Annotated in this window: 27 protein-coding genes; 14 read left to right on the top strand and 13 right to left on the bottom strand. The window is 62.5% G+C overall.

Annotated features, from left to right (window positions below; translation table 11 throughout):
• Positions 1-4: 4 nt before the first annotated feature.
• A complete protein-coding gene (locus I5S59_RS02575) occupies positions 5-1,105 on the bottom strand; it encodes an aminopeptidase (RefSeq protein ID WP_197875273.1) in 1,101 nt (366 codons plus the stop codon).
• Positions 1,106-1,171: 66 nt separating this feature from the next.
• Between I5S59_RS02575 and I5S59_RS02580 the strand changes: the two genes are divergently transcribed.
• Both I5S59_RS02580 and I5S59_RS02585 read left to right on the top strand, forming a co-directional pair.
• Complete coding sequence (locus I5S59_RS02580; RefSeq protein ID WP_197875274.1) at positions 1,172-1,585, top strand: hypothetical protein; 414 nt, start codon at positions 1,172-1,174, stop codon at positions 1,583-1,585.
• Positions 1,586-1,638: 53 nt separating this feature from the next.
• A complete protein-coding gene (locus I5S59_RS02585; protein ID WP_197875275.1) occupies positions 1,639-2,052 on the top strand; it encodes a hypothetical protein in 414 nt (137 codons plus the stop codon).
• Between the two features lie 3 nt (positions 2,053-2,055).
• Here the strand turns inward: I5S59_RS02585 and I5S59_RS02590 are convergent, their stop codons facing one another.
• Together I5S59_RS02590 and I5S59_RS02595 are read right to left on the bottom strand one after the other, a co-directional pair.
• A complete protein-coding gene (locus tag I5S59_RS02590; protein ID WP_197875276.1) occupies positions 2,056-2,289 on the bottom strand; it encodes a DUF1161 domain-containing protein in 234 nt (77 codons plus the stop codon).
• A gap of 73 nt (positions 2,290-2,362) precedes the next feature.
• A complete protein-coding gene (locus I5S59_RS02595) occupies positions 2,363-2,788 on the bottom strand; it encodes an OsmC family protein (RefSeq protein ID WP_197875277.1) in 426 nt (141 codons plus the stop codon).
• Between the two features lie 181 nt (positions 2,789-2,969).
• Between I5S59_RS02595 and I5S59_RS02600 the strand changes: the two genes are divergently transcribed.
• The gene (locus tag I5S59_RS02600; RefSeq protein WP_197875278.1) at positions 2,970-3,974 is read left to right on the top strand and encodes an LLM class flavin-dependent oxidoreductase; all 1,005 of its coding nucleotides are present in this window, start codon (positions 2,970-2,972) and stop codon (positions 3,972-3,974) included.
• Positions 3,975-4,086: 112 nt separating this feature from the next.
• On the opposite strand, the gene I5S59_RS02605 is transcribed toward I5S59_RS02600, so the two are convergent.
• Positions 4,087-4,308 (bottom strand): DUF1161 domain-containing protein, encoded by a 222-nt coding sequence (locus I5S59_RS02605; RefSeq protein ID WP_197875279.1) that lies wholly within the window; start codon positions 4,306-4,308, stop codon positions 4,087-4,089.
• A gap of 106 nt (positions 4,309-4,414) precedes the next feature.
• Complete coding sequence (locus I5S59_RS02610) at positions 4,415-4,630, bottom strand: dodecin (RefSeq protein ID WP_128322056.1); 216 nt, start codon at positions 4,628-4,630, stop codon at positions 4,415-4,417.
• A gap of 155 nt (positions 4,631-4,785) precedes the next feature.
• Here I5S59_RS02610 and I5S59_RS02615 point away from each other — a divergent pair, with 155 nt between their 5' ends.
• On the top strand, positions 4,786-5,109 hold the full coding sequence (locus I5S59_RS02615) for a DUF883 family protein (protein ID WP_197875280.1): 324 nt from the start codon (positions 4,786-4,788) through the stop codon (positions 5,107-5,109).
• Here I5S59_RS02615 and I5S59_RS02620 read toward each other — a convergent pair.
• On the bottom strand, positions 5,106-6,002 hold the full coding sequence (locus I5S59_RS02620; RefSeq protein WP_197875281.1) for a LysR family transcriptional regulator: 897 nt from the start codon (positions 6,000-6,002) through the stop codon (positions 5,106-5,108). The genes I5S59_RS02615 and I5S59_RS02620 overlap by 4 nt on opposite strands.
• Positions 6,003-6,111: 109 nt before the next feature.
• Between I5S59_RS02620 and trpB the strand changes: the two genes are divergently transcribed.
• Both trpB and trpA read left to right on the top strand, forming a co-directional pair.
• Positions 6,112-7,329, top strand: a complete 1,218-nt coding sequence (gene trpB / locus I5S59_RS02625) for a tryptophan synthase subunit beta (RefSeq protein ID WP_197875282.1) — start codon at positions 6,112-6,114, stop codon at positions 7,327-7,329.
• Positions 7,326-8,138 carry a tryptophan synthase subunit alpha gene (gene trpA / locus I5S59_RS02630; RefSeq protein ID WP_197875283.1) on the top strand — a complete coding sequence of 271 codons (813 nt, stop codon included), beginning with the start codon at positions 7,326-7,328 and terminating at the stop codon, positions 8,136-8,138. The genes trpB and trpA overlap by 4 nt, the downstream gene beginning before the upstream one ends.
• A 63-nt stretch (positions 8,139-8,201) precedes the next feature.
• Here trpA and I5S59_RS02635 read toward each other — a convergent pair whose 3' ends face one another.
• Positions 8,202-8,537, bottom strand: a complete 336-nt coding sequence (locus I5S59_RS02635) for a DOPA 4,5-dioxygenase family protein (protein WP_197875284.1) — start codon at positions 8,535-8,537, stop codon at positions 8,202-8,204.
• A gap of 75 nt (positions 8,538-8,612) precedes the next feature.
• On the opposite strand from I5S59_RS02635, the gene I5S59_RS02640 reads away from it, so the two are divergent.
• Together I5S59_RS02640 and I5S59_RS02645 are read left to right on the top strand one after the other, a co-directional pair.
• On the top strand, positions 8,613-9,230 hold the full coding sequence (locus I5S59_RS02640; RefSeq protein ID WP_197875285.1) for an NAD(P)-dependent oxidoreductase: 618 nt from the start codon (positions 8,613-8,615) through the stop codon (positions 9,228-9,230).
• 95 nt (positions 9,231-9,325) lie between these two features.
• Complete coding sequence (locus I5S59_RS02645; RefSeq protein WP_197875286.1) at positions 9,326-10,897, top strand: SulP family inorganic anion transporter; 1,572 nt, start codon at positions 9,326-9,328, stop codon at positions 10,895-10,897.
• Positions 10,898-10,916: 19 nt separating this feature from the next.
• Here I5S59_RS02645 and aroE read toward each other — a convergent pair whose 3' ends face one another.
• Positions 10,917-11,741 carry a shikimate dehydrogenase gene (gene aroE, locus I5S59_RS02650; protein ID WP_197875287.1) on the bottom strand — a complete coding sequence of 275 codons (825 nt, stop codon included), beginning with the start codon at positions 11,739-11,741 and terminating at the stop codon, positions 10,917-10,919.
• A gap of 52 nt (positions 11,742-11,793) precedes the next feature.
• Positions 11,794-12,720: an oxygen-dependent coproporphyrinogen oxidase gene (gene hemF / locus I5S59_RS02655; protein ID WP_197875288.1), complete on the bottom strand. Its 927-nt coding sequence runs from the start codon at positions 12,718-12,720 to the stop codon at positions 11,794-11,796.
• A 129-nt stretch (positions 12,721-12,849) separates the two neighbouring features.
• On the opposite strand from hemF, the gene I5S59_RS02660 reads away from it, so the two are divergent.
• Positions 12,850-13,827, top strand: coding sequence for an NADPH:quinone reductase (locus I5S59_RS02660; protein WP_197875289.1), 978 nt, complete (start codon positions 12,850-12,852; stop codon positions 13,825-13,827).
• Between the two features lie 35 nt (positions 13,828-13,862).
• Here I5S59_RS02660 and I5S59_RS02665 read toward each other — a convergent pair whose 3' ends face one another.
• Positions 13,863-14,420, bottom strand: a complete 558-nt coding sequence (locus I5S59_RS02665) for an L-threonylcarbamoyladenylate synthase (RefSeq protein WP_197875290.1) — start codon at positions 14,418-14,420, stop codon at positions 13,863-13,865.
• Between the two features lie 37 nt (positions 14,421-14,457).
• The gene (gene dprA, locus I5S59_RS02670; protein WP_197875291.1) at positions 14,458-15,564 is read right to left on the bottom strand and encodes a DNA-processing protein DprA; all 1,107 of its coding nucleotides are present in this window, start codon (positions 15,562-15,564) and stop codon (positions 14,458-14,460) included.
• Positions 15,565-15,807: 243 nt separating this feature from the next.
• On the opposite strand from dprA, the gene def reads away from it, so the two are divergent.
• The 5 genes from def to I5S59_RS02695 are packed head-to-tail and all read left to right on the top strand — an operon-like array spanning position 15,808 to position 20,327.
• A complete protein-coding gene (gene def, locus I5S59_RS02675) occupies positions 15,808-16,314 on the top strand; it encodes a peptide deformylase (protein WP_197875292.1) in 507 nt (168 codons plus the stop codon).
• Positions 16,315-16,371: 57 nt separating this feature from the next.
• Complete coding sequence (gene fmt, locus I5S59_RS02680; RefSeq protein ID WP_197875293.1) at positions 16,372-17,304, top strand: methionyl-tRNA formyltransferase; 933 nt, start codon at positions 16,372-16,374, stop codon at positions 17,302-17,304.
• Complete coding sequence (gene rsmB / locus I5S59_RS02685; RefSeq protein ID WP_197875294.1) at positions 17,301-18,611, top strand: 16S rRNA (cytosine(967)-C(5))-methyltransferase RsmB; 1,311 nt, start codon at positions 17,301-17,303, stop codon at positions 18,609-18,611. Before fmt ends, rsmB begins: the two co-directional genes overlap by 4 nt.
• A 19-nt stretch (positions 18,612-18,630) precedes the next feature.
• The gene (gene trkA / locus I5S59_RS02690; protein ID WP_128322041.1) at positions 18,631-20,004 is read left to right on the top strand and encodes a Trk system potassium transporter TrkA; all 1,374 of its coding nucleotides are present in this window, start codon (positions 18,631-18,633) and stop codon (positions 20,002-20,004) included.
• An 11-nt stretch (positions 20,005-20,015) separates the two neighbouring features.
• Positions 20,016-20,327, top strand: coding sequence for a tetratricopeptide repeat protein (locus tag I5S59_RS02695; RefSeq protein ID WP_197875295.1), 312 nt, complete (start codon positions 20,016-20,018; stop codon positions 20,325-20,327).
• A gap of 141 nt (positions 20,328-20,468) precedes the next feature.
• On the opposite strand, the gene I5S59_RS02700 is transcribed toward I5S59_RS02695, so the two are convergent.
• Entirely contained in the window at positions 20,469-21,356 is an 888-nt protein-coding gene (locus tag I5S59_RS02700; protein WP_128322039.1) for a lysophospholipid acyltransferase, read from the bottom strand.
• A gap of 39 nt (positions 21,357-21,395) precedes the next feature.
• Positions 21,396-21,947: a DNA-3-methyladenine glycosylase I gene (locus I5S59_RS02705; RefSeq protein WP_197875296.1), complete on the bottom strand. Its 552-nt coding sequence runs from the start codon at positions 21,945-21,947 to the stop codon at positions 21,396-21,398.
• Positions 21,948-21,971 lie beyond the last annotated feature (24 nt).

Below are 21,971 nucleotides of genomic sequence, written 5' to 3' on the forward strand. Positions count from 1 at the left end.
GCTCCTACAGTGGTCGGGAATCTGGATCGAGATCTTTCAACGCCTGCCGACGCTGCTCATGCGGCAACTTGCCCAGCGCCTCAACCCGCCGATAAAACACTTCCCAGTCCCTGCCGGCCTGAACAAAAAGCTGCGCAAACGCCGGTACCCACTGGTCGTACAAACCAAAAGGCAGCAGCTTGGCATTGTTCATCGGCGCATTGATCCAGCCGTCATACCGCCCCTTACCCTGCCACTGGCTGTCACGCAGCGCCCGGTAGTCACGGCGTAGCCGTTCAAACTCAGCCTGCTTGCCGGCGCGTTTGGCGGGCGCGGTCAGCGGTGATGCATACAGCGCCTTGAGCCGTTCCCGGCTGGCCAGCACCAGCGCGACGAACTGGTCGCGTTGCTGTCCGTCATGCTCGGATTGCGCCGGCAGGCCACGCGACGCCCGCCACTGGCGGGTGCCTTCCTGCTCCACGAAGGTGGCAAAGGATTCGTTGAACGCGGTGTCGTCGCGCACATACACACGCTGGTGCGCCAGCTCATGAAAGATCACCGTCGCCAGGCGCTCGTCGCCCCAACCAAGCATGGAGCTGAGGATCGGGTCATCGAACCAGCCCAGGGTCGAATAGGCCTCCACGCCGCCGACATACACGTCCAGCCCCTGCTGTTTCTGCAGCGCTGCGGCACCTCGCGCCGCACCCTGGCTGTAGTAGCCGCGGTAGGCGACACAACCGGCAATCGGGAAGCAGTGGGTGTGCGGCTCGAGAGAAAACTCCGGCGTGGCGAACACATTCCACACCACGAACGGCCGGCCTATGTCGGCATACACCCGGTAACTGCGGTTATCCGGCAATCGAAGCTGCGCACTGGCGAAACTCCTGGCCTGCTCGGCCTGCAACAGGTGCTGACGCAGTTTTGCCGGGGTCGCGGGGTCGGCTACCACTTCAGCCACCGGTTTTCGCGCCTGCAACAGTTGCAGTTGCCCGCTGGCCAGTTGCCCGTAGTAATCGAGGCTGGAACAACCGTTCAGCAGCCCGAGTAGCAACAGGGGAACCAAGTAGCAAAAAAAATGGTCGAGTGCCCCAAGACTTGAGCGCAATAAAAGAAATAGTCGAAGCATCCGTCCCGTCGTCTCGCTCAAGTGCTCATCCGCTTCAAGACTATCCTGCCCAGCTGGAGTTTTACCATGCGTACACTGCTCGTCCTTGGCGGTATGGTGCTGTTGACCGGCTGCGCCGTCTTGCCCCCTGCCGATCCCAACCAGGCCTGGATTGACCTTGCGCCCAATCCGGACGAATCCCTGCATGCCCTGCAGGTGGATGATCGCGACTGGGCAGACAAGCGCTATTTCGAAGTCCAGCCCGGCAGCCACGAATTGACCGTGCGTTATCAGTTTCTAGTAACGCCAAGCAACATCGGCCCAAGCAGCGAACCGCTATGGCGCGATTGCCAGCTGAATGTGAAATTCAAGGATTTCAGTGCTGGGCAACGCTATCAGATCGAAGCCGGAAGTATCGGTTTCCGGCCTTGGGCCAAGCTCTACGACGAACAGCGAAACCTGGTCAGCAAAGGGCTACCGGCGGGCTGCCAACGTACCTGATAGCGTGAATGGCGCTATGCTTGTGCTTTGTAGTTTGCAATCTGGAGTGTGCCATGCGCCAGCCAATGATGCTGATCGCCCTCAGTGCCCTGGGGGCTTGCGCTAGCCCATTGCCCCCAGTCGACAGCAAACAGGCATGGATCGACTTGTACACCATGACCCCAGGCAAGCTGGTCATGGCCGACCGACTCGATGGCGAACGCCTCAAGGACGGACGTTTTTTCCAGGTCACGCCCGGTAGCCACGAGCTGACCGTGCGCTTCGACTTCGAAGTGTACGGTGGTCGTTTGTCGCTCAACCCCGTGGAGCGAACCTGTTACCTGAAGGTGAACTACGACCACTTCGAAGCCGGCAAGCGCTATCGCCTGGAAGCACGGGCACCGGCCATGCAGCCCAGTGCCTACCTTTATGACGCCCAGCGCAAGCTGCTGGCAGAAGAAAAGAACGACATCTTCTGCATACCTTGAGGCCTAGCGGTCATTCTTCTGGTAGATGATTTTCTTGGTGCCACCCTCACAGCTGCCCACCACCATGTTCTGGTCGTGGACTTCGTCGTTGCGCACGATTTCCAGGGTGTAGGAACTCACATTGTTGGCCTGGATCTTCGCTTCGATCTCGGCCTTGAGCGCTTCGCAGGGCTTGGGCGCAGCCAGGGCAGCGGTGGCCAGCATCGATGCCAGCACAGCGATTGCAACACGGGTCATGAGACAGCTCCTTGTGGCGGCAGAGAGTTTGCCGACTCCCATTTGACCACAAGAAGCGCGTCGCAGTTCTACTTCAACCCGCCAGCGTGGCGTCCAGGCTGATGGTCGCGTTGAGCACTTTTGATACCGGGCAACCTGCCTTGGCCTTGTTCGCCACCTCCAGGAACTGCGCTTCGCTGGCGCCGGGCACCTTGGCGTTGAGAATCAGGTGAACGGCGGTAATAGCGAAACCATCAGCCTGTTTTTCCAGGGTGACTTCAGCCGTGGTGTCGATGCGCTCGGCAGTGAAACCTGCCTCACCCAGCATCATCGACAGGGCCATGGAAAAGCACCCTGCGTGGGCGGCGCCAATCAGTTCTTCCGGGTTGGTGCCAGGTTGGCCCTCGAAACGGGTGTTGAATCCGTACGGATTGTCCTTGAGCGCCCCACTTTCGGTGGATATCAGCCCCTTGCCGTCCTTCAGGCCACCTTGCCAGATTGCCGATGCTGTCTTTTTCATAGTGCCTCCCGAGTACCTACAGGGCGCAGGTTTGCGCAGCCTAAAATTCAGAGGCCAGCTGCCCGGGCAAGTTCAGCTTGATTGCACCCCAGGCATTGAATCCTCAGGATGTGCCCATACAACGATCACAAGGTTCCGGTCTTATGCCGGGCGAACGACTGCCCTGGAGGCTCATCAGCCCATGAAGCGACTTGCGGATATCAAATTCTCCACCCTCGACCTGGTACCGGTTCGCGAAGACAGCGGCCCGGCACAATCCCTGCGCAACTCCCTGGACCTGGCACAGCACGTAGAGAAGTTCGGCTTCAACCGCTTCTGGGTCGCTGAACACCACAACATGGACGGCATTGCCAGTTCGGCGACCTCTGTGTTGCTCAGCTACCTGGCCGGCGGCACCTCGACAATCCGGGTAGGGGCGGGCGGGGTCATGCTGCCCAACCACGCGCCGTTGGTCATTGCCGAACAGTTCGGCACCCTCGCCAGCCTGTATCCCGGCCGTATCGACCTTGGCCTGGGACGCGCGCCGGGTTCCGACCAGATGACCGCGCGGGCCCTGCGCCGCGAGCGCTCAGGCAGCGCCGATGATTTTCCCGACGACGTCGAGGAACTGGTGCGTTACCTCGGGCCGCGCACCCCGGATCAGAAAGTCATCGCCGTGCCCGGCTACGGCACCGAGGTACCGATCTGGTTGCTCGGCTCAAGCCTGTTCAGTGCCCAGCTGGCCGGTATGCGCGGCCTGCCGTACGCCTTTGCCTCACATTTCGCCCCGCGCTACATGCACGAGGCCATTCGGGTCTATCGCAACCACTTCCAACCCTCCGCGGTGCTCGACAAGCCCTACGTCATGCTCGGTGTACCGCTGGTGGCTGCCGACAGCGACGAAAAGGCCGACTACCTGGCGACCTCGGTGTACCAGCGCATCCTTGCTCTGATGCGCGGCCAGAGCCTGATGCAGCGTCCACCGGTAGAAAGCATGGATGGTTTGTGGCTGCCTCACGAGCGCGAGGCAGTAGGTAACTTCCTGGGGCTGGCGATGGTCGGCGGCCCGGAGAAGATTCGCGCCAAACTCGAGGTTCTGCTCGAGCAGACACAAGCCGACGAGCTGATCTTCACCTGTGACCTGTACGAACATGCGGACCGGATCCGCTCCTACGAGCTGCTGTCGCAGGTGATGCGCGGCAACTGATAAGCCTCATCGCCAGCCATGCTGGCTCCCACATGGAGTGCAACTGCATCGATCTGTGGGAGCCGGCAGGACCGGCAATGAAGTCATTGCATCGCTGGTGCGGATGCCGTGATTAGCGCTTGTAGACGATTTCCTTGGTGCCACCTTCGCAGGTACCTACGACCTTGCCGCCTGCCGCCGCGCCCTTGTCGACGATCTCCAGCGAATAGCCGCTGACGCCCTTGGCATCGAGCTTGGCTGCTATTTCGCCCTTCAATTCTTCACAGGGTTTGCCCGCGGCCAGCGCAGTGCCGGCCAGCATCATCAAACCCAGTGCAACTACCAACTTCTTCATCGATCGCTTTCCTTGTTCAGATCAAAGTGGAGGGTGGCGCCGGAGCCGGTCCAGGCGCCTCAGAACTGTGTAACTCAATTGACCCGGACATGCCAGCGCAATGCTTTCAGCTGTTGGCGATACGGAACCCGACCTTGAGGGTTACCTGAAAATGCGCCGCCTTGTTGTCCTTGATGTGCCCGCGGGTTTCGAGCACTTCGAACCATTCGAGGTGCTTGATGCTTTTGCCCGCTTCGGCCAGGGCATTGTTGATGGCCTCTTCGATGCTGGTGGGCGATGAGCCAACCAGCTCGATTTTCTTGTAGGTGTGATGATCGGACATGACCTGTCTCCTGCGCAGATATGAACTTTCAGCCTAGCAGCGCCAGCCTGATTTACCTGCGCGCCCGCCACCCGAACACTTCGCACTGCACTTTCTCGCCTGGCTGAAGTCGGAACCATAACAACTCAATCACACCTCGAAGGAGGAGAGTCACCATGACCAACCACTCGCTGCGTCAGGCGTCGCTGCAAAGTATGGAAGCGGAGATCGAAAACCTTCTGAAAACATTGGAAACCCTCAAGGACGACGCCTCGGACGAGTCGCGCAAAACCTTGAAAACACTCAAGAGCAACGCCGAAAGCGCGTTACGCCACTCCCGCAGCCTGCTGGGCGACGCCTATGCGGAGGTGAAAAGCAAAACCCGCGAGACCGGGCTGGCCACGCGCGATTACGCCCAGGAGCACCCGTGGACGACGGCGGGGGTGGCTGTCGGCGCCCTGGGCCTGCTGGCGGCGTACCTGATGTGCAGCCGCCGCTAATCGGCCTGGCGCGCCAGCTCGGCGCGTAGCCATCCGGCCAACTGCTCGGCGCGCCCATCTGCGGCGCGTCGGGGCACCCACAACGCCAGCACCGCCTCGGTTTCACAAAATCCCCACGGCGCCGCCAGACGCCCGGCGCGCAGGTCGTCGGCGACCAGCGGTTGCGGGGCGATGGCCACCCCCAGACCGGCAACGGCGGCTTCGAGCAAGTAATACAGGTGCTCGAAATCCTGGCCGTAGCGCAGTGCCTCGGGATCGATGTGCTGTTGCACAGCCCAGTTGGGCCAGGCCTGAGGGCGTGATGTGGTCTGCAGCAGGGCTTCTTCGAGCAAGGCCGACGCCGGTGCCTGGCACAGGCGGGCGAAGCCGGGAAAATGCGGGCTCAGCACCGGGCCGATACGTTCCTGCGCCAACACATGCACCTGCATGTCCGCCGGCCATGGCGGCTCGGCAAACACCAGCAATGCATCCAGCCCGGGACGACGCGGGTCCAGGTCACCCTCACCGGCCGACAGGTGCAGGCGCAGTTCCGGCAGGTCTGCCTTGAGCCTGCCCAGGCGGGGAATGAACCAGCGCGCCAGCAAACTGCCAGAGCAACCGAGGACGAACGGCGCGTCGTCACCGCTTTGACTCAACTCGGCGCACACGCTGCGCAAGCGATCAAAAGCGTCGGCACTGGCATCGCGCAGGCGTACACCGGCATCTGTGAGTTTAATGCCGCGCCCGTCCTTGACGAACAGGCTGACCCCGAGAAATTCCTCCAGCACTTTCAACTGGCGGCTAACGGCGCCATGGGTCACATGCAGTTGCTCGGCGGCCTGGCTGACGCTGTTGAGCCTGGCAGTGGCTTCGAACGCCCGCAGGGCATTGAGGGGAGGCAGGTCCTGGCGCATGACGTGTGAGATTTCCTGACATGTTGCAGCAATCTTATCGGTTTTCAGCCGGGCCTGTCGTGGGTAGAGTAAAGCCATTCCCAGATTTCATTACGCCCTGGAGCGACCCATGACCCAGACCAACTTCCGCGCCGGCCCTGATGCCAATGGCCTGTTTGGCGCATTCGGCGGCCGTTACGTGGCTGAAACCCTGATGCCCCTGGTGCTCGACCTTGCCCGCGAATACGAAGCAGCCAAAGCCGACCCAGAGTTCCTCGAGCAACTGGCGTACTTTCAGCGCGACTACATCGGTCGCCCCAATCCGCTGTACTTCGCCGAGCGTCTGACCGAACACTGCGGCGGTGCGAAGATTTTCTTCAAACGTGAAGAACTCAACCACACCGGCGCGCACAAAGTTAACAACTGCATCGGCCAGGTGTTATTGGCCAAGCGCATGGGTAAAAAGCGCCTGATCGCCGAAACCGGTGCCGGTATGCACGGTGTTGCCACGGCCACGGTTGCTGCCCGTTTTGGCCTGCCTTGCGTCATCTACATGGGCGCCACCGACATCGAGCGCCAACAGGCCAACGTGTTCCGCATGAAGCTGCTGGGCGCCGAGATCGTCCCGGTGACCTCCGGTACCGGCACCCTCAAAGACGCCATGAACGAAGCCCTGCGCGACTGGGTGACCAACGTCGATGACACCTTCTACCTGATCGGTACCGTGGCCGGCCCGCACCCGTACCCGGCGATGGTCCGCGACTTCCAGTCGATCATCGGCAAGGAAACCCGCGCCCAGTTGCAGGAAAAGGAAGGGCGCCTGCCCGACAGCCTGATCGCCTGCGTCGGCGGCGGCTCCAACGCCATGGGCCTGTTCCACGACTTCCTTGATGACAGCAGTGTGCAGATCATCGGCGTCGAAGCCGGTGGCCACGGTGTCGAAACCGACAAGCATGCCGCCAGCCTCACCGGCGGTATCCCGGGCGTACTGCATGGCAACCGCACCTACCTGCTGCAGGACGCTGACGGCCAGATCACCGACGCCCACTCGATTTCCGCCGGCCTCGACTACCCGGGCATCGGCCCTGAGCACGCCTGGTTGCACGAGGTGAAACGCGTCGAGTACGTCAGCATCAACGACGAAGAAGCCCTGGCTGCGTTCCACACCACCTGCCGCCTGGAAGGCATCATTCCGGCCCTGGAAACCTCCCATGCCCTGGCCGAAGCGATCAAACGCGCCCCGACCCTGCCGAAGGATCACCTGATGGTGGTGTGCCTGTCCGGGCGTGGTGACAAAGACATGCAAACCGTGATGAGCCATATGGCCGCCCAGGAGAAACAGGCATGAGCCGTATTGAACAACGCTTCTCCGAACTGAAGGCCGAAGGCCGCTCGGCACTGGTTACCTTCATCACTGCCGGCGACCCTGGCTACGATGCCTCGCTGGCAATTCTCAAAGGCCTGCCGGCTGCGGGCGCCGACGTCATCGAACTGGGCATGCCGTTCACCGACCCGATGGCTGACGGCGTGTCCATCCAGCTCGCTACCCTGCGCGCCCTGGAGGCCGGCCAGACTCTGGCGAAAACCCTGCAGATGGTGCGCGAGTTCCGTGTAGACAACCAGACGACTCCGATCGTGCTGATGGGCTACTACAACCCGATTCACCGCTTTGGCGTCGAAGCTTTCGTTGCCCAGGCCAAGGCAGCCGGTGTCGATGGCCTGATCATTGTCGACCTGCCACCTGAGCATGACGCCGAGCTGGCTACTCCGGCCCAGGCAGCCGGTATCGACTTCATCCGCCTGACCACGCCGACCACCGACGACGTGCGTCTGCCACGGGTACTGGAACGCAGCTCCGGCTTCGTCTACTACGTCTCGGTGGCGGGCGTCACCGGTGCCGGTTCGGCCACTTCCGAACAGGTCAGCAACGCCATCGAGCGCCTGCGCCGGCATACCGACCTGCCGATCAGCGTCGGCTTCGGTATCCGTACCCCCGAGCAGGCAGCGGCCATTGCCAGGCTGTCGGATGGCGTGGTGGTCGGTTCGGCACTGGTCGACAAGATTGCCCAGGCCAAATCGGCTGACCAGGCGGTTGGCGATGTGCTGGAGCTGTGCTCGGCGCTGGCCCAGGGTGTGCGGACCGCGCGCAAGGCCTGATTTTTTAGCCCAGCTCCTACGGATCACCCCACCGTAGGAGCGAGGCTTGCCCGCGAAGCTCGCTCAAGAGGGCTCGAAGATCGACAGATCCAGCGGCCGGATCGCCCCCATCCAGATCGCATGATCGCGATGATCCGCCAACTCGTCTCCGGTCAGCGGATGCAGGAACACCACCAGCCCGTGGCGATACAGCGCCAGCCAGGGCAACACCACCCCCACCAGCTCCGGCCCGAACGCCAACTGGCAGCTCCAGTCCGGATGCGGCCCGACCGGATTCTGGTGCATCCGCCCCATCGTCACGCCAAACAGCGTGGCAGCCTCTTCACAGAGCTGCCGAGCCTGTTCCATAGTGTTGGCATCATAGTAAACGTGGGCGTGATAGCCCTTGATCCTCTGCACGAATACTCCTGAGTCACAAGAACCCCAAGCCAGCCCCGGGGTCAAATGATCACCCGCATCAAAGGGAGTGATCTGGTGAAAAATGCCGAAACCCCAGTGTTCAAACTGATCCTGATCGGCGGTTTGAGCAGCCTGGGCAGCGCCCTGATGGCAGAACTGCTCAAGCGCCAGCATGAAGTGATCTCCGTGGTCGACGACCTCAACACCTTGGCACCACGCCCGGGCCTGCACTTCAAGATCGGCGGCCTGAACACCGCGGCGCAAGCCGAACAAAGCGTGGCTGGCGGTTCGGCGGTGGTCTGCCTGCTGACTGCGCTGGCACCCGACGATTTCGCCGCACAGTGGCGCATGAGCCAGGCACTGATAGCCGGAATGTCGCACACAACTATACGCCGGCTGTTACTGGTGGGCGATTTCAGCGTACTCGACAATAGCGAAGGGCATAGCGAGCAGCAACGTGCTTGCGCCGAGCAGATTGTCGATACGCTGCAACGCAGCCCGCTGCAGTGGACCCTGGTAAACATGCCGCAGCAGGTTGCCGACCTGGGTATTGAACATTTCCACCACACCCGCGGCACGCTCGAACCCGGTCTTGCCGAACCGCTGCAACGCCTGGCCCGGGTAGCCGCCGGCATGACCGATTGCCTTGAGCTCAAACTCCACGTTGGCGAGCATGTGAACTTCGTCTGCTGATGTGGTTTCACGTAAGGGAAACAGCGCTTCGACTTGCACCGGCACGCCAGACATCGCACCCTGAGCAGCTCTTCTGCTTGCGATAGAGACTGTCCATGCTCCGGCTTGACCGCTACCGTCTGCTGCCTTTTCTACGCTGGCTGCCCCTGCAGACCCGTGGCAGCGTCCGCCGTGATCTGCTGGTGGGCCTGAGCGGCGCCATTCTGGCCTTGCCGCAATCGATCGCCTACGCCTTGATCGCTGGCCTGCCCGCCGAATACGGGCTTTACGCCGCCATCGTCCCGGTGCTGATTGCCTGCCTGTGGGGATCTTCCTGGCACCTGATCTGCGGGCCGACCGCGGCGATTTCCATCGTCCTCTATGCCAGCGTCAGCCCCCTGGCAGTTAGTGGTAGCGACGACTACATCACCCTGATTCTGCTGCTGACATTCCTCGCCGGGGTGTTTCAGTGGTTACTGGGGATGTTGCGTTTCGGTGCGCTGGTCAACTTCGTTTCGCACGCCGTGGTGCTGGGTTTCACCCTCGGTGCCGCCGTGGTCATTGCCCTGGGGCAATTGCCAAACCTGATGGGGATGGACCTGCCCAGCCAGGCTACCGCATTGAAAACCCTGGGAAGCCTCCTGGAGCATGCAGGCGAAGTAGATTGGCCCTCAGTTGGAGTAGGGCTGGGTACCCTGATACTCGGGATCGCCCTTAAGCTGCTAAGGCCGCGCTGGCCCGGCCTGTTGATAACCCTGAGCATTGCCAGCCTGCTGGTCTGGTTGCTGCCCGGCATGTTCGCGCATGTGCAGCTGGTACCCGGCTTCGTTGGTCAGTTGCCACCCCTGAGCCCGTTGCCGCTGCTGGATGCCGAACTGATCCTGCGCCTGCTGCCCAGTGCCGTGGCGGTTGGCATGCTGGGGCTGGTCACCAGCCTGTCGATTGCCCGGTCGCTGTCGTCACGTTCGGAACAACTGATCGACGCCAACCAGGAAATCCGCGGCCAGGGCCTGTCGAACATGGTTGGCAGCTGGTTTTCCGGTTACCTGTCTTCAGGCTCCTTTACCCGATCGGGGCTCAGTTACGAAGCCGGTGCGCGCTCGCCCTTGGCCGGAGTGTTCTCGGCGCTCTGGGTGGCGCTGTTCGCAGTGGCCGGCGCGCGGCTGATCGCGCATATCCCCATCCCGGCCATGGCTGGCAGCATCCTGTTGATCTGTTGGGGGTTGGTTGACCTGCGGGCAATACGTGCGCTGTTCCGGGTCAGCCGTGCCGAGTTCCTGGTCATGGCCCTGACCGCGACGGCCACCTTACTGCTGGAGCTGCAAACGGCGATCTATGCCGGGGTCCTGGCCTCGCTGTTTTTCTACCTCAAGCGCACCTCGCGCCCACGGGTGCAGCAAACGCGCGAGGGCAATGCCGACGTGCTGCGCGTGGGCGGCTCGATTTTCTTTGGTGCCAGCCATTACCTGCAGGTGCGCCTGCAACGTTGCCAGGGTCCCGATGTGGTGATCGATGCCCGGCAGATCAACTTCATCGACTATTCCGGCGTCGACATGCTTCACCGCGAAGCCCGTCGACTTGCCCGGGCAGGCGGCAGCCTGACGTTGCATCGCGCACGCCCGCAGGTGATCGAGGAGTTATACAAGCTGGAAGGGGCAGCGCACTGCCCGATCCGCTTCGACGAGTGAGGCTAGCGCCGGGAAGCGCTTAGGCCCGCGCCAATTGACGGCGCAGCTCGTCCAGAACCGGAGCGGTGTCCGGTCGCACACCACGCCAGATGAAGAAGGCCTCGGCAGCCTGCTCGGCAAGCATACCCAGCCCATCCAGGACCTTGGCAGCCTTGTGTTCTGTGGCCCAACGGCAAAAGGGCGTCGGCTCTTTGCCATACATCATGTCGTAGCACACGGTTTTACCCGGCGCGATCAAGTCTGCCGAGATCGGCGGCAGCTCGCCGGCAAGGCTGGCGGAGGTGGCATTGATGATCAGGTCCACCGGCTCTTGCAGCCAGTTGAAGCCGCTGGCTGCCACCGGGCCGAGGTCGGCGAATTCGCGAGCCAGTTGCTCGGCCTTCTCAACCGTGCGGTTGGCGATGACCAGGGATGCCGGCTTGTGTGCCAGCAATGGCTCCAGCACGCCGCGCACGGCCCCGCCAGCCCCGAGCAAGAGGATGCGTTTGCCTTCCAGCTGCACACCGGCATTGACTGTCAGGTCACGCACCAGCCCGGCGCCGTCGGTGTTATCACCCTGCAGGGTGCCATCCGCCAGCTTGCTCAAGGTATTGACCGCACCCGCCCGCCGGGCGCGAGGTGTCAGGCTATCGACCAGGCGATAGGCTTCTTCCTTGAAGGGCACCGTGACGTTGGCCCCCAGGCCCTGCTTGAAAAAGCCCTGGGCGCACATGCTGAAATCGTCCAGTGGCGCCAGCAAAGTGCTGTATTCCAGCTGTTGGCCGGTCTGGTCGGCAAACAGCCGGTGAATCAACGGTGACTTGCTGTGGCCGATCGGGTTGCCAAATACAACGTACTGGTCCATTCACGCGGTTCCTGAGTCAAAATCAAGCGGGCCGGAAGTTATCCACAAGGCATCAGTGAGCGGCTTTGGCCTCGCCAAGCCAGTCGCGGTCCTGCAGGAAGTACTCGGTCAGGCGGGCTTCTTCACTGCCAGGGGCGGCCTTCCAATCGTACCCCCAACGCACTTGCGGTGGCAGCGACATGAGGATCGATTCGGTCCGACCGCCCGACTGCAGGCCGAACAGGGTGCCACGGTCGTAGACCAGGTTGAACTCGACATAGCGGCCGCGACGGAATTCCTGGAATTCGCGCTGCTCGGCGGTGTAGGCGATGGCCTTGCGGCGCTGGACGATGGGCAGGTAAGCCTCGATGTAAGCGTCGCCAATGGCACGAATGAAGGCAAAGCAGGTATCGAAGTCCCACTCGTTGAGGTCATCGAAGAACAGGCCGCCGATGCCGCGAGGCTCGCCACGGTGCTTGAGGTGGAAGTAGCGGTCGCACCAGGCCTTGTAGCGCGGGTAGACGTCAGCCCCGAACGGCGCACAGGCGCGCTCGGCGACCTGATGCCAGTGCAGGCAGTCTTCTTCGTTGCCATAGTAGGGCGTCAGGTCGAAACCACCGCCGAACCACCAGACCGCTTCCTCGCCTTCTTTCTCGGCAATGAAGAACCGCACATTGGCATGCGAGGTTGGCACATGCGGGTTGTGCGGGTGGATCACCAGCGATACGCCCAGGGCTTCAAAACCACGCCCGGCCAGTTCCGGCCGATGGGCACTGGCCGACGGTGGCAGGCCGCTGCCGAACACGTGAGAGAAGTTCACGCCGCCTTTTTCGACGACATTGCCATTTCCGATCACCCGGGTCCGTCCACCGCCGCCAGCCTCACGCGTCCAGGCATCTTCGACAAAGCGGGCACCACCGTCTTCAGCTTCGAGGGCGGCACAAATACGGTCTTGCAGGTCGAGCAGGTAGGCTTTCACGGCCTCGGTGCGGCTAGTCATCAGGTCACCTGGAAGCGGGCTTGAGCAAATTCGGCGCGTAGCATACCACCGGCTGCAGGCCGGTCGCAGTTGACGGCGATCAAGCAAAAGCGTCCGATAAGGGTTTTCGAGCCTGAAGGGAGAGTGCAGATGGCCAAGCGTATCCAGTTCAGCCAGCATGGGGGCCCGGAGGTCCTGCAGCTGGTCGATTTCGAACCCGCCGAGCCAGGCCCGCAGCAGGTCCGCGTACGCAATCAGGCCATTGGTCTGAACTTCATCGACACCTACTTCCGTAGCGGCCTGTATTCACCCCCGGCGCTGCCGTCAGGCTTGGGGACCGAAGGCGCCGGCGTGGTTGAAGCGGTCGGCGAGCAGGTCACGCGGTTCAAGGTCGGTGACCGTGTGGCCTATGGCAGCGGCCCGCTCGGCGCCTACAGCGAAGTGCACGTGTTACCTGAAGCCAATCTGGTCAAACTCCCCGACACCATCAGCTTCGAACAGGCTGCCGCCGTCATGCTCAAAGGCCTGACCGTACAGTACCTGTTCAAACAGACCTACGCCGTACAAGCGGGCGACATTGTTCTGTTCCACGCCGCTGCCGGCGGCGTCGGCTCGCTGGCCTGCCAATGGGCCAAGGCCCTGGGCGCCAAACTGATCGGCACCGTGAGCTCGGCAGAAAAAGCCGAACGCGCCAAAGCACTGGGTGCCTGGGCCACCATCGATTACAGCCGTGAAGACGTTGCGCAGCGGGTACTGGAGCTGACCGACGGCAAGAAATGCCCGGTGGTGTATGACGGTGTTGGTCAGGACACCTGGCTGACATCGCTGGACTGCCTGGCACCGCGCGGCCTGCTGGTCAGCTTCGGCAATGCATCGGGTGCCGTCAGTGGGGTCAACCTGGGGATTCTGGCGCAGAAGGGCTCGCTGTACGTCACCCGACCTACCCTGGCCAGCTACGCCAATACCGCCGAGAACACCCAGGCAATGGCAGATGACCTGTTTGCGATGATCGCCAGCGGCAAGCTGGTGGTGGATATCCAGCAGCGTTACCCACTGAGCGAAGCGGCCAAGGCGCAAGCCGAGCTGTCAGCGCGGCGGACCGTGGGGTCTACCGTGCTGTTGCCATAAAAACCTGTAGGAGCCAGCGGGCGGGCGAGGCAGCGTCAACCCGCCCGGACAACTTCCCCGGTGGCCAGATCACGAATCACACTGGGGTTGCGCCGACCGCCCAACGCGCCGCCCAGCACCAGGTCAAGCTGCCCACGGAAGTACTGCTCCACGCGCAAACGCGACTTCGCCGCAGGGCGCCCCTGCGGGTTGGCCGAAGTCGAAACCAGCGGGCCAACCAGCGAACACAGCTCACGCACCACCGGATGATCACTGACACGCAGGGCAACCGTGTCGTGCTGTCCGGTGATCCATTCCGGCAACAGGTTCTGGTGCGGCACCAGCCAGGTATTGGGGCCCGGCCAGGTACTGCCCATGCGGTCCAGCCAGACCTCGGGGAAATCTTCAAACAGGAAGTCGAACTGGCGGATATTGTCGGCAATCAGGATCAACCCTTTGTCGACCGAGCGCGACTTTATCGCCAGCAGGCGATCCACCGCTTCCTCGTTCCAGGGATCACAGCCCAGCCCCCAGACGGCCTCGGTTGGATAGGCAATCACCGCACCGGCCCGAATTTCACGCGCGGCTTGTTGCACACGCCAACTGCTCACCATTGCTATCTCTCCGCATAAAGGCTGATGAGCAGTGTACTTAGCCCGGCCGGGCAAACCAACGCCCAGCTTCATTACACACGCGTCCCGTCACTTCCAGTTCGGTCAACGCCGCCAGTACCTTGGGCAGCGGCCAACCGCTGCTGCTAGCCAGCGCTTCGCTGCTGAGCGGGGCAGCCAGCAGCAACGCTTCAAGCAGGTGTCGACTGCCAGCCGCTTCAACGTCCTGGAGTGGTGGCAGGCGCTGCCACCCTTGCAGCGTCTCGACAATCTGCTCGACGTTTTCCACCAGCAATGCGCCATCGCGAATCAGCTGATGACAGCCCTTGGCCCCCGGGTGGTGGATCGAGCCCGGGATGGCATACACCTCACGCCCCTGTTCAGCGGCCAGCCGCGCAGTAATCAACGAACCGCTGGCCAGGCTCGCCTCGACCACCAGCACGCCCAGCGACAGGCCACTGATGATGCGGTTGCGTCGGGGAAAGTTGCCCGCCACCGGCCCGGCATCGAGCGGAAACTCGGAAACGACGGCGCTGCCTTGCTCGATCATCGCCGCCGCCAGCGCCCGATGCCGTTGTGGATAAAATTTCTGCAGCCCGGTACCCAACACCCCGACGGTTTGCCCGCCGACGTCCATTGCGCCCTGGTGAGCCGCACCGTCGACGCCCAGGGCCAGACCGCTGGTTATGACAAACCCGGCCTGAGCCAGGTGACGGGAAAAGGCCGCCGCCGTGTCCAGCGCCGGGCGTGAGGCGCGGCGGCTGCCGACAATTGCCAGTTGCGGTTTTTCCAGCAGGGCGGGGTTGCCGGCCACAAACAACAGGGGTGGCGCGCTGTCCACTTCCGCCAGCAAGGCAGGGTAGGCGGGCTCGTCCCACATCAACACATGACGGTCGCGGCGCTCTAGCCAGGCCAATGCAGCCGCAGCCCCATCACGCACTTCATGGCTGCGCCGGGCTTCGGCACTCTCCAAGGGGAGCTTTAGCGAACGCCAGGCACTGGCTGGCGCGCTGAGCGCTGCCGAGGCACTGCCGAAGGCTTGGAGCAGTGCATGAAAACGTTGTGGACCTAGCGCCGGCAGACGGTGCAGGCGCAATCGCGCCTCAAGTTCGGCCGGCGAACACGCTTGCGAGGCAAACTGTGGCATGACGATCATCCTTGATCGGGCGAGCTGGCCACCGCGAGAACAAGCTGTGGATAACTCTGTTGATAATACTTTGACAACCGGTTGATGGATTTCTGCCAATGGCGGCCATCCTGGTGTGCCGAAGCAGGGTGGGAAACGCTGCCTGAAACCTTAGCTGACCTTTGCCAGGTGCCGAATGCGCCGATTCCCTTTATTATGTGTATTCATGTTTGAAATTCATCGCACAGTGCAGCTCATACGCTTATGGCCATTCTGAACATTCTCGAATTCCCGGACCCGCGCCTTCGCACCATCGCCAAACCGGTGACGGAAGTCGACGACAGCATCCGCCAGTTGGTCGACGACATGTTTGAAACCATGTACGAAGCCCCTGGCATCGGCCTGGCCGCGACCCAGATCAACGTGCACAAGCGCGTCGTGGTCATGGACCTGAGCGAAGATCGCAGCGAGCCACGGGTGTTCATCAACCCTGAGCTCGAGATGCTGACCGACGAAATGGATCAGTACCAGGAAGGCTGCCTGTCGGTGCCCGGTTTCTACGAAAACGTCGATCGCCCGGTACGGGTCAGGATCAAGGCGCTGGACCGTGACGGCAAGCCCTTCGAAGAAATCGCCGAAGGCTTGTTGGCCGTGTGCATCCAGCACGAATGTGATCACCTCAACGGCAAGTTGTTCGTCGACTACCTGTCGACGCTCAAACGCGACCGGATCAAGAAAAAGCTGGAAAAGCAGCACCGCCAGCAAGCTTGATCCCTTCTTTCAGAAGGCTTGCTCCGGCAAGCCTTTTTCTTTTTAAGCGAGAACTCCATGCGCATTGTCTTCGCAGGCACCCCAGAGTTTGCCGCCGAACACCTCAAGGCCCTGATCGACAGCCCCTATGAGGTGGTTGCCGTATACACCCAACCGGACCGGCCGGCCGGGCGTGGGCAGAAACTGATGCCCAGTGCCGTGAAACAGCTGGCTGTGGATAACGGCATCCAGGTCCTGCAGCCGCCAACCCTGCGCAATGCCGAGGCTCAAGCGGAGCTCGCCGCCCTCAAGCCCGACCTGATGGTGGTGGTCGCCTATGGCCTGATCCTGCCGCAAGCGGTGCTGGACATCCCGCCCCTGGGTTGCATCAACAGCCACGCCTCGCTGCTGCCGCGCTGGCGCGGTGCCGCACCGATCCAGCGTGCGGTCGAGGCCGGTGACAGCGAAAGCGGTGTAACCGTGATGCGCATGGAGGCCGGGCTCGATACCGGCCCGATGCTGCTCAAGGTCAGCACCCCGATCAGCACCAGCGATACCGGTGGCAGCCTGCACGACCGTCTCGCCGAAATGGGCCCTCCGGCCGTACTGCAAGCGGTGGCAGGCCTGGCTGACGGTACGCTGCAAGGTGAGGTCCAGGACGACAGCCTGGCCACTTATGCACACAAGCTGAACAAGGACGAGGCACGCATCGACTGGAGCCGACCGGCTGTCGAGCTTGAGCGCCTGATTCGCGCCTTCAATCCCTGGCCAATCTGCCACAGCACCCTCAATGGCGAAGCCGTAAAGGTGCTGGCCGCCAACTTATCCACAGGCAGCGGCGAACCCGGTGAAATCCTCGGTGCCAGCAAAGACGGCCTGGTCGTCGCCTGCGGTGAGCAGGCCCTGTGCCTGACCCGCCTGCAACTGCCCGGTGGCAAGGCGCTGAATTTCAGTGACCTGTTCAATAGCCGTCGCGAGAAATTCGCCGTCGGTATGGTGCTGGGACAATGAATCCTCGTCTGGCGGCCGCCCGTGCCCTGGCGGCAGTACTCAGCGGCAAGGCCTCGCTGAACAGTTCGTTGCCCGCGCAACTGGACAAGGTCGAGCTACGTGACCGTGGCCTCACTCAGGACCTGGCATTTGGCACCGCACGCTGGCAGCCACGGCTGTCGGCCCTGGCCGAGCGCCTGCTGCAAAAGCCGTTCAAGAAGGCCGACGCCGATGTCGAGGCGCTGTTGCTGGTCGGTCTTTATCAGCTGCTGTACACCCGCATCCCGGCCCATGCGGCCCTGGGTGAAACCGTAGGCTGTGCCGACAAGCTGAAAAAGCCTTGGGCCAAGGCGTTGCTCAATGCCGTACTGCGCCGTGCCCAGCGCGAGAGCAGTGAGATCCTCGCCGAACTTGAGCGTGATCCGGTGGTGCGTACCGCCCACCCGCGCTGGTTGCAGAAGTCGCTCAAGGCGTTCTGGCCAGAACAATGGGAAGCCATCTGCGCCGCCAACAATGCCCACCCGCCGATGATCCTGCGGGTCAATCGCCGTCATCACAGCCGTGACGCCTACCTGGCACTGCTACGCGAAGCCGGTACCGAAGCGGACCCGTGCCAGTACAGCATCGACGCCATTGTGCTGGCGCAAGCCTGCGATGTGCGCAGCCTGCCCGGCTTTGATCAAGGCTGGATCAGCGTGCAGGACGAAGCCGCACAACTGGCTGCCGACCTGCTTGACCTCGCCCCCGGCCAGCGCGTGCTCGATGCCTGCTGTGCCCCAGGCGGCAAGACCTGCCACCTGCTCGAAGCCCAGGCCGGTCTCGACGCCGTGGTCGCCATCGACCTCGAGGCCAAGCGCCTGACCCGCGTGCGCGAAAACCTCGACCGTCTTGGCCTGGATGCCCAACTGATCGCCTGCGATGCCCGCGACACCGCCAGTTGGTGGGACGGCAAGGGTTTCCAGCGCATCCTGCTGGACGCACCGTGCTCGGCGACCGGCGTGATTCGCCGGCATCCGGACATCAAGATGACTCGCCAGGCGGAAGACATTCCGGCCCTGGCCAGCCTGCAGGGAGAGTTGCTCGACGCTCTGTGGCCAACCCTCGAAGTCGGCGGCATCCTCCTGTATGCCACCTGCTCGACGCTGCCAACGGAAAACACCGAAGTCATCGCGGCCTTCCTCGCGCGCACCCCGGGTGCCCGTGAGCTGGACCTGGCGACCCAGGCCGGCCTGCGTCAGCCCCATGGCCGCCAGTTGCTGGCCCAGGAAGGCGGACACGATGGCTTCTACTATGCCAAGCTGATCAAAATCGCCGCCGCGCGCGGATAACCACAGAAGGGAAGAGTGGATGAAGATCATCATCCTCGGCGCAGGGCAGGTCGGCGGTACGCTGGCCGAGCACCTGGCCAGCGAAGCCAACGACATCACCGTGGTCGACACCGATGGCGACCGCCTGCGCGACCTCGGCGACCGCCTGGACATCCGTACCGTCCAGGGTCGCGCCTCGTTCCCGACTGTATTGCGCCAGGCCGGCGCCGACGACGCCGACATGCTGGTAGCGGTGACCAACAGTGACGAGACCAACATGGTCGCCTGCCAGGTTGCCTACACCCTGTTCCACACCCCAACCAAGATCGCGCGCGTGCGTGAGTCGGCCTACCTGACCCGCGCCGGGCTGTTCGACAACGACGCCATTCCGGTGGACGTGCTGATCAGCCCCGAGCAGGTGGTGACCCATTACATCAAGCGCCTGATCGAGCACCCGGGTGCGCTGCAGGTGATCGACTTTGCCGAAGGCAAGGCCCAGCTGGTTGCGGTCAAGGCCTACTACGGCGGTCCGCTGGTCGGTCAGCAACTGCGCCAGATCCGCGAGCACATGCCCAACGTCGACACCCGCGTGGCGGCCATTTTCCGCCGCGACCGCCCGATCCTGCCCCAGGGCGATACCGTGATCGAGGCCGACGACGAGGTGTTCTTCATTGCTGCCAAAGCCCACATCCGCGCGGTAATGGGTGAGTTGCGGCGCATCGACGAAACCAACAAGCGGGTGGTCATCGCCGGTGGCGGGCAGATCGGCGAGCGCCTGGCCGAAGCCATCGAAAGCCGTTACCAGGTCAAGATCATCGAGATGAACCCGGCACGCTGCCGCTACCTCTCCGATACCCTGGACAGCACCGTGGTGTTGCAAGGCAGCGCCTCGGACCGCGACCTGATGCTCGAAGAGAACATTGCCGAGGCCGACATCTTCCTGGCGCTGACCAACGACGACGAAGCCAACATCATGTCCTCGCTGCTGGCCAAACGCCTGGGCGCACGCAAGGTCATGACCATCATCAACAACCCGGCGTATGTCGACCTGGTTCAGGGCGGCGACATCGATATTGCCATCAGCCCCCAGCTGGCCACTATCGGTACCTTGCTCGCCCACGTGCGCCGTGGCGATATCGTCAGCGTGCACTCACTGCGCCGTGGCGCGGCCGAGGCCATCGAAGCGATTGCCCATGGCGACTCGAAGTCGAGCAAGGTCATCGGCAAGGCCATTGAAGACATCGCCCTGCCGCCGGGCACCACCATTGGCGCGATCATCCGTGACGAAGAAGTGCTGATTGCCCACGACGACACAGTGATCGAAGCCGGCGACCATGTAATCCTCTTCGTTGTGGATAAAAAGTACATCCGTGACGTCGAGAAGCTGTTCCATGTAGGGTTGAGCTTCTTCTGAAGGAGCAGCACATGCGCGAATCACTGGAAAAGATGCTGGCCAAGGGTGTGGATAACGCCCTGCTGCGCTTTGGCCTGGGCAAGGCCTGGCTGGACGAAGGCAACGGTGCCGAGGCGGCAGTGCACCTGCAACGCTGCGTCGAACTCGACCCGAAGTATTCGGCGGCGTGGAAGCTGCTGGGCAAGGCGCATCAATTGCACGGCGATAAAGCGGCAGCGCGCCAGGCCTGGGAACAAGGCCTGGAAGCAGCCAGGACCCACGGTGACAAGCAGGCCGAGAAAGAGATGACGGTGTTTCTCAAAAAGCTGGATAAGACCCTGTAGGAGCTGGTTTACCTGCGATCGGCGGCGAAGCCGTCGTAAATCCTGAGTCCCGGTTGCATCTGTCAAACCGGGGATTCAGGTGTTGCGGCCGCTGCGCGCCCGATCGCAGGTAAACCAGCTCCCACAAAAGCGTAACAACCCTCAGTACCAGCGCGCCTCGCCTGGCGGTCGCTTCTTGAAGCGCTTCATGCTCCACATGTACTGGCTCGGATACGCCCGGACATAGCGCTCGACCACCTGGCTCATGGCAGCCGCCGAGGTCTCGGTGTCTTCGCTGTACATAGCCTCCGGCGCCGCTTCCAGAATCACCTTGAAACCGGAACCGTCGGGCAGACGCAGGGCATGCAGGAACACCCCGACCGCCTTGCCGCCCGCCAGCATGTTGGGGACGAATTTGCTGGTCAGGGCCTTGGTGGCGAAGAACGGCACAAAGATACCTGCCGATTCGGCCGGCTCCGGATCCGCTGGAATGCCCACCTGGCCGCCTTTGCGCACTTCCTTGATGATGCTCAGGATGCCTTCTTTGGTCGACGCCGCCACGCGGTTGCCCAGTTGCACGCGTTGTTCGCGCAACAGGTCATCAACGGCCTTGAGCTTGGGCGGGCGGTAGAAAATGATCGGTTTGCACTGGTTGCAATAGAAGTGGTTGAGCACTTCCCAGTTACCCAGGTGACTGGTAATGCCGACCACACCCTTGCCTGAAGCCAGGGCCGCCTGCAGCACTTCCAGGCCTTCGACTTCACGAACCAGGGCAATCGAGCGCTGGGCCGGCCAGATCCAGGCACAGGCGCTTTCGGTAAAGGATTTGCCGATGTCCATCAGGGTACGGCCGACCAGTTGCTCGCGTGCTGCCGGGTCCATCTCGGGAAAACACTTGGCCAGGTTGATGCGCACCACGTTGCGTGAACTGTTGGGCACCTTCCACATGATCCAGCCGATGGCTGCGCCGACCCGCTGCACCGCGCCCCAGGGGAGCTTGGCAAACAACCGCAACGCCCCGACCATCAAGGCGCCTTTGAATTTATCCACAGGCTGGTTCCTCTCTTTGCAAGCCGGCCATTGTACCCCTCAGCGCAGCAAAGCGGCGTAGCGATCACAATCGGTGGTGTGGTCCATCACCATGCCGGTTGCCTGCATGAAGGCATAACAGATCGTCGGGCCGACGAAGGTGAAGCCGGCTTTTTGCAACGCCTTGCTCATGGCCTTGGCCTCATCGGTAACCGCCGGCACGTCGCTGCGCTGGCTGAAATGGTTGATTTTCGGCGCGCCGCCGACAAACGACCAGAGCCATTCCCCCGGGCGCTCCAGCGCCAGCCAGGCACGCGCATTGCGCCGCGCGGCATTGAGCTTGAGACGGTTGCGAATGATGCCGGGATCGAGCATCCGCTCTTCGATTTCATCGTCGCTCATCTGCGCCAGGCGTTCGGGATCGAAGCCGAACAGCACCTCGCGGTAGCGTTCGCGCTTTTTCAGCACGGTGATCCACGACAGCCCGGCCTGGAAGCCTTCGAGCAACAGCATCTCGAACAGCTGCGCCGGGTCGCGCTGTGGCGTGCCCCACTCCTGATCGTGATACGCCTGGTAAAGCGGATCGTCGGTACACCAAAAGCAACGTGGCATAAGGCCCCAAGGGTAGAGGCTCGA

Origin of the sequence: Pseudomonas alkylphenolica (assembly GCF_016009175.1) — a bacterium.
GTDB lineage: Bacteria > Pseudomonadota > Gammaproteobacteria > Pseudomonadales > Pseudomonadaceae > Aquipseudomonas > Aquipseudomonas alkylphenolica_B.

Bases quoted from the DNA above. Each gene is read 5' to 3' on its own strand.
- I5S59_RS02605 (WP_197875279.1), bottom strand. From the start codon at position 4,308: ATGAAGAAGTTGGTAGTTGCACTGGGTTTGATGATGCTGGCCGGCACT.
- I5S59_RS02595 (WP_197875277.1), bottom strand. From the start codon at position 2,788: ATGAAAAAGACAGCATCGGCAATCTGGCAAGGTGGCCTGAAGGACGGC.
- I5S59_RS02645 (WP_197875286.1), top strand. From the start codon at position 9,326: ATGCTCCGGCTTGACCGCTACCGTCTGCTGCCTTTTCTACGCTGGCTG.
- I5S59_RS02615 (WP_197875280.1), top strand. From the start codon at position 4,786: ATGACCAACCACTCGCTGCGTCAGGCGTCGCTGCAAAGTATGGAAGCG.
- dprA (WP_197875291.1), bottom strand. From the start codon at position 15,564: ATGCCACAGTTTGCCTCGCAAGCGTGTTCGCCGGCCGAACTTGAGGCG.
- I5S59_RS02575 (WP_197875273.1), bottom strand. From the start codon at position 1,105: ATGCTTCGACTATTTCTTTTATTGCGCTCAAGTCTTGGGGCACTCGAC.
- trpA (WP_197875283.1), top strand. From the start codon at position 7,326: ATGAGCCGTATTGAACAACGCTTCTCCGAACTGAAGGCCGAAGGCCGC.
- hemF (WP_197875288.1), bottom strand. From the start codon at position 12,720: ATGACTAGCCGCACCGAGGCCGTGAAAGCCTACCTGCTCGACCTGCAA.
- fmt (WP_197875293.1), top strand. From the start codon at position 16,372: ATGCGCATTGTCTTCGCAGGCACCCCAGAGTTTGCCGCCGAACACCTC.
- I5S59_RS02660 (WP_197875289.1), top strand. From the start codon at position 12,850: ATGGCCAAGCGTATCCAGTTCAGCCAGCATGGGGGCCCGGAGGTCCTG.
- aroE (WP_197875287.1), bottom strand. From the start codon at position 11,741: ATGGACCAGTACGTTGTATTTGGCAACCCGATCGGCCACAGCAAGTCA.
- I5S59_RS02665 (WP_197875290.1), bottom strand. From the start codon at position 14,420: ATGGTGAGCAGTTGGCGTGTGCAACAAGCCGCGCGTGAAATTCGGGCC.
- I5S59_RS02590 (WP_197875276.1), bottom strand. From the start codon at position 2,289: ATGACCCGTGTTGCAATCGCTGTGCTGGCATCGATGCTGGCCACCGCT.
- trkA (WP_128322041.1), top strand. From the start codon at position 18,631: ATGAAGATCATCATCCTCGGCGCAGGGCAGGTCGGCGGTACGCTGGCC.
- I5S59_RS02705 (WP_197875296.1), bottom strand. From the start codon at position 21,947: ATGCCACGTTGCTTTTGGTGTACCGACGATCCGCTTTACCAGGCGTAT.
- I5S59_RS02585 (WP_197875275.1), top strand. From the start codon at position 1,639: ATGCGCCAGCCAATGATGCTGATCGCCCTCAGTGCCCTGGGGGCTTGC.
- def (WP_197875292.1), top strand. From the start codon at position 15,808: ATGGCCATTCTGAACATTCTCGAATTCCCGGACCCGCGCCTTCGCACC.
- I5S59_RS02610 (WP_128322056.1), bottom strand. From the start codon at position 4,630: ATGTCCGATCATCACACCTACAAGAAAATCGAGCTGGTTGGCTCATCG.
- I5S59_RS02620 (WP_197875281.1), bottom strand. From the start codon at position 6,002: ATGCGCCAGGACCTGCCTCCCCTCAATGCCCTGCGGGCGTTCGAAGCC.
- rsmB (WP_197875294.1), top strand. From the start codon at position 17,301: ATGAATCCTCGTCTGGCGGCCGCCCGTGCCCTGGCGGCAGTACTCAGC.
- I5S59_RS02580 (WP_197875274.1), top strand. From the start codon at position 1,172: ATGCGTACACTGCTCGTCCTTGGCGGTATGGTGCTGTTGACCGGCTGC.
- I5S59_RS02695 (WP_197875295.1), top strand. From the start codon at position 20,016: ATGCGCGAATCACTGGAAAAGATGCTGGCCAAGGGTGTGGATAACGCC.
- I5S59_RS02600 (WP_197875278.1), top strand. From the start codon at position 2,970: ATGAAGCGACTTGCGGATATCAAATTCTCCACCCTCGACCTGGTACCG.
- trpB (WP_197875282.1), top strand. From the start codon at position 6,112: ATGACCCAGACCAACTTCCGCGCCGGCCCTGATGCCAATGGCCTGTTT.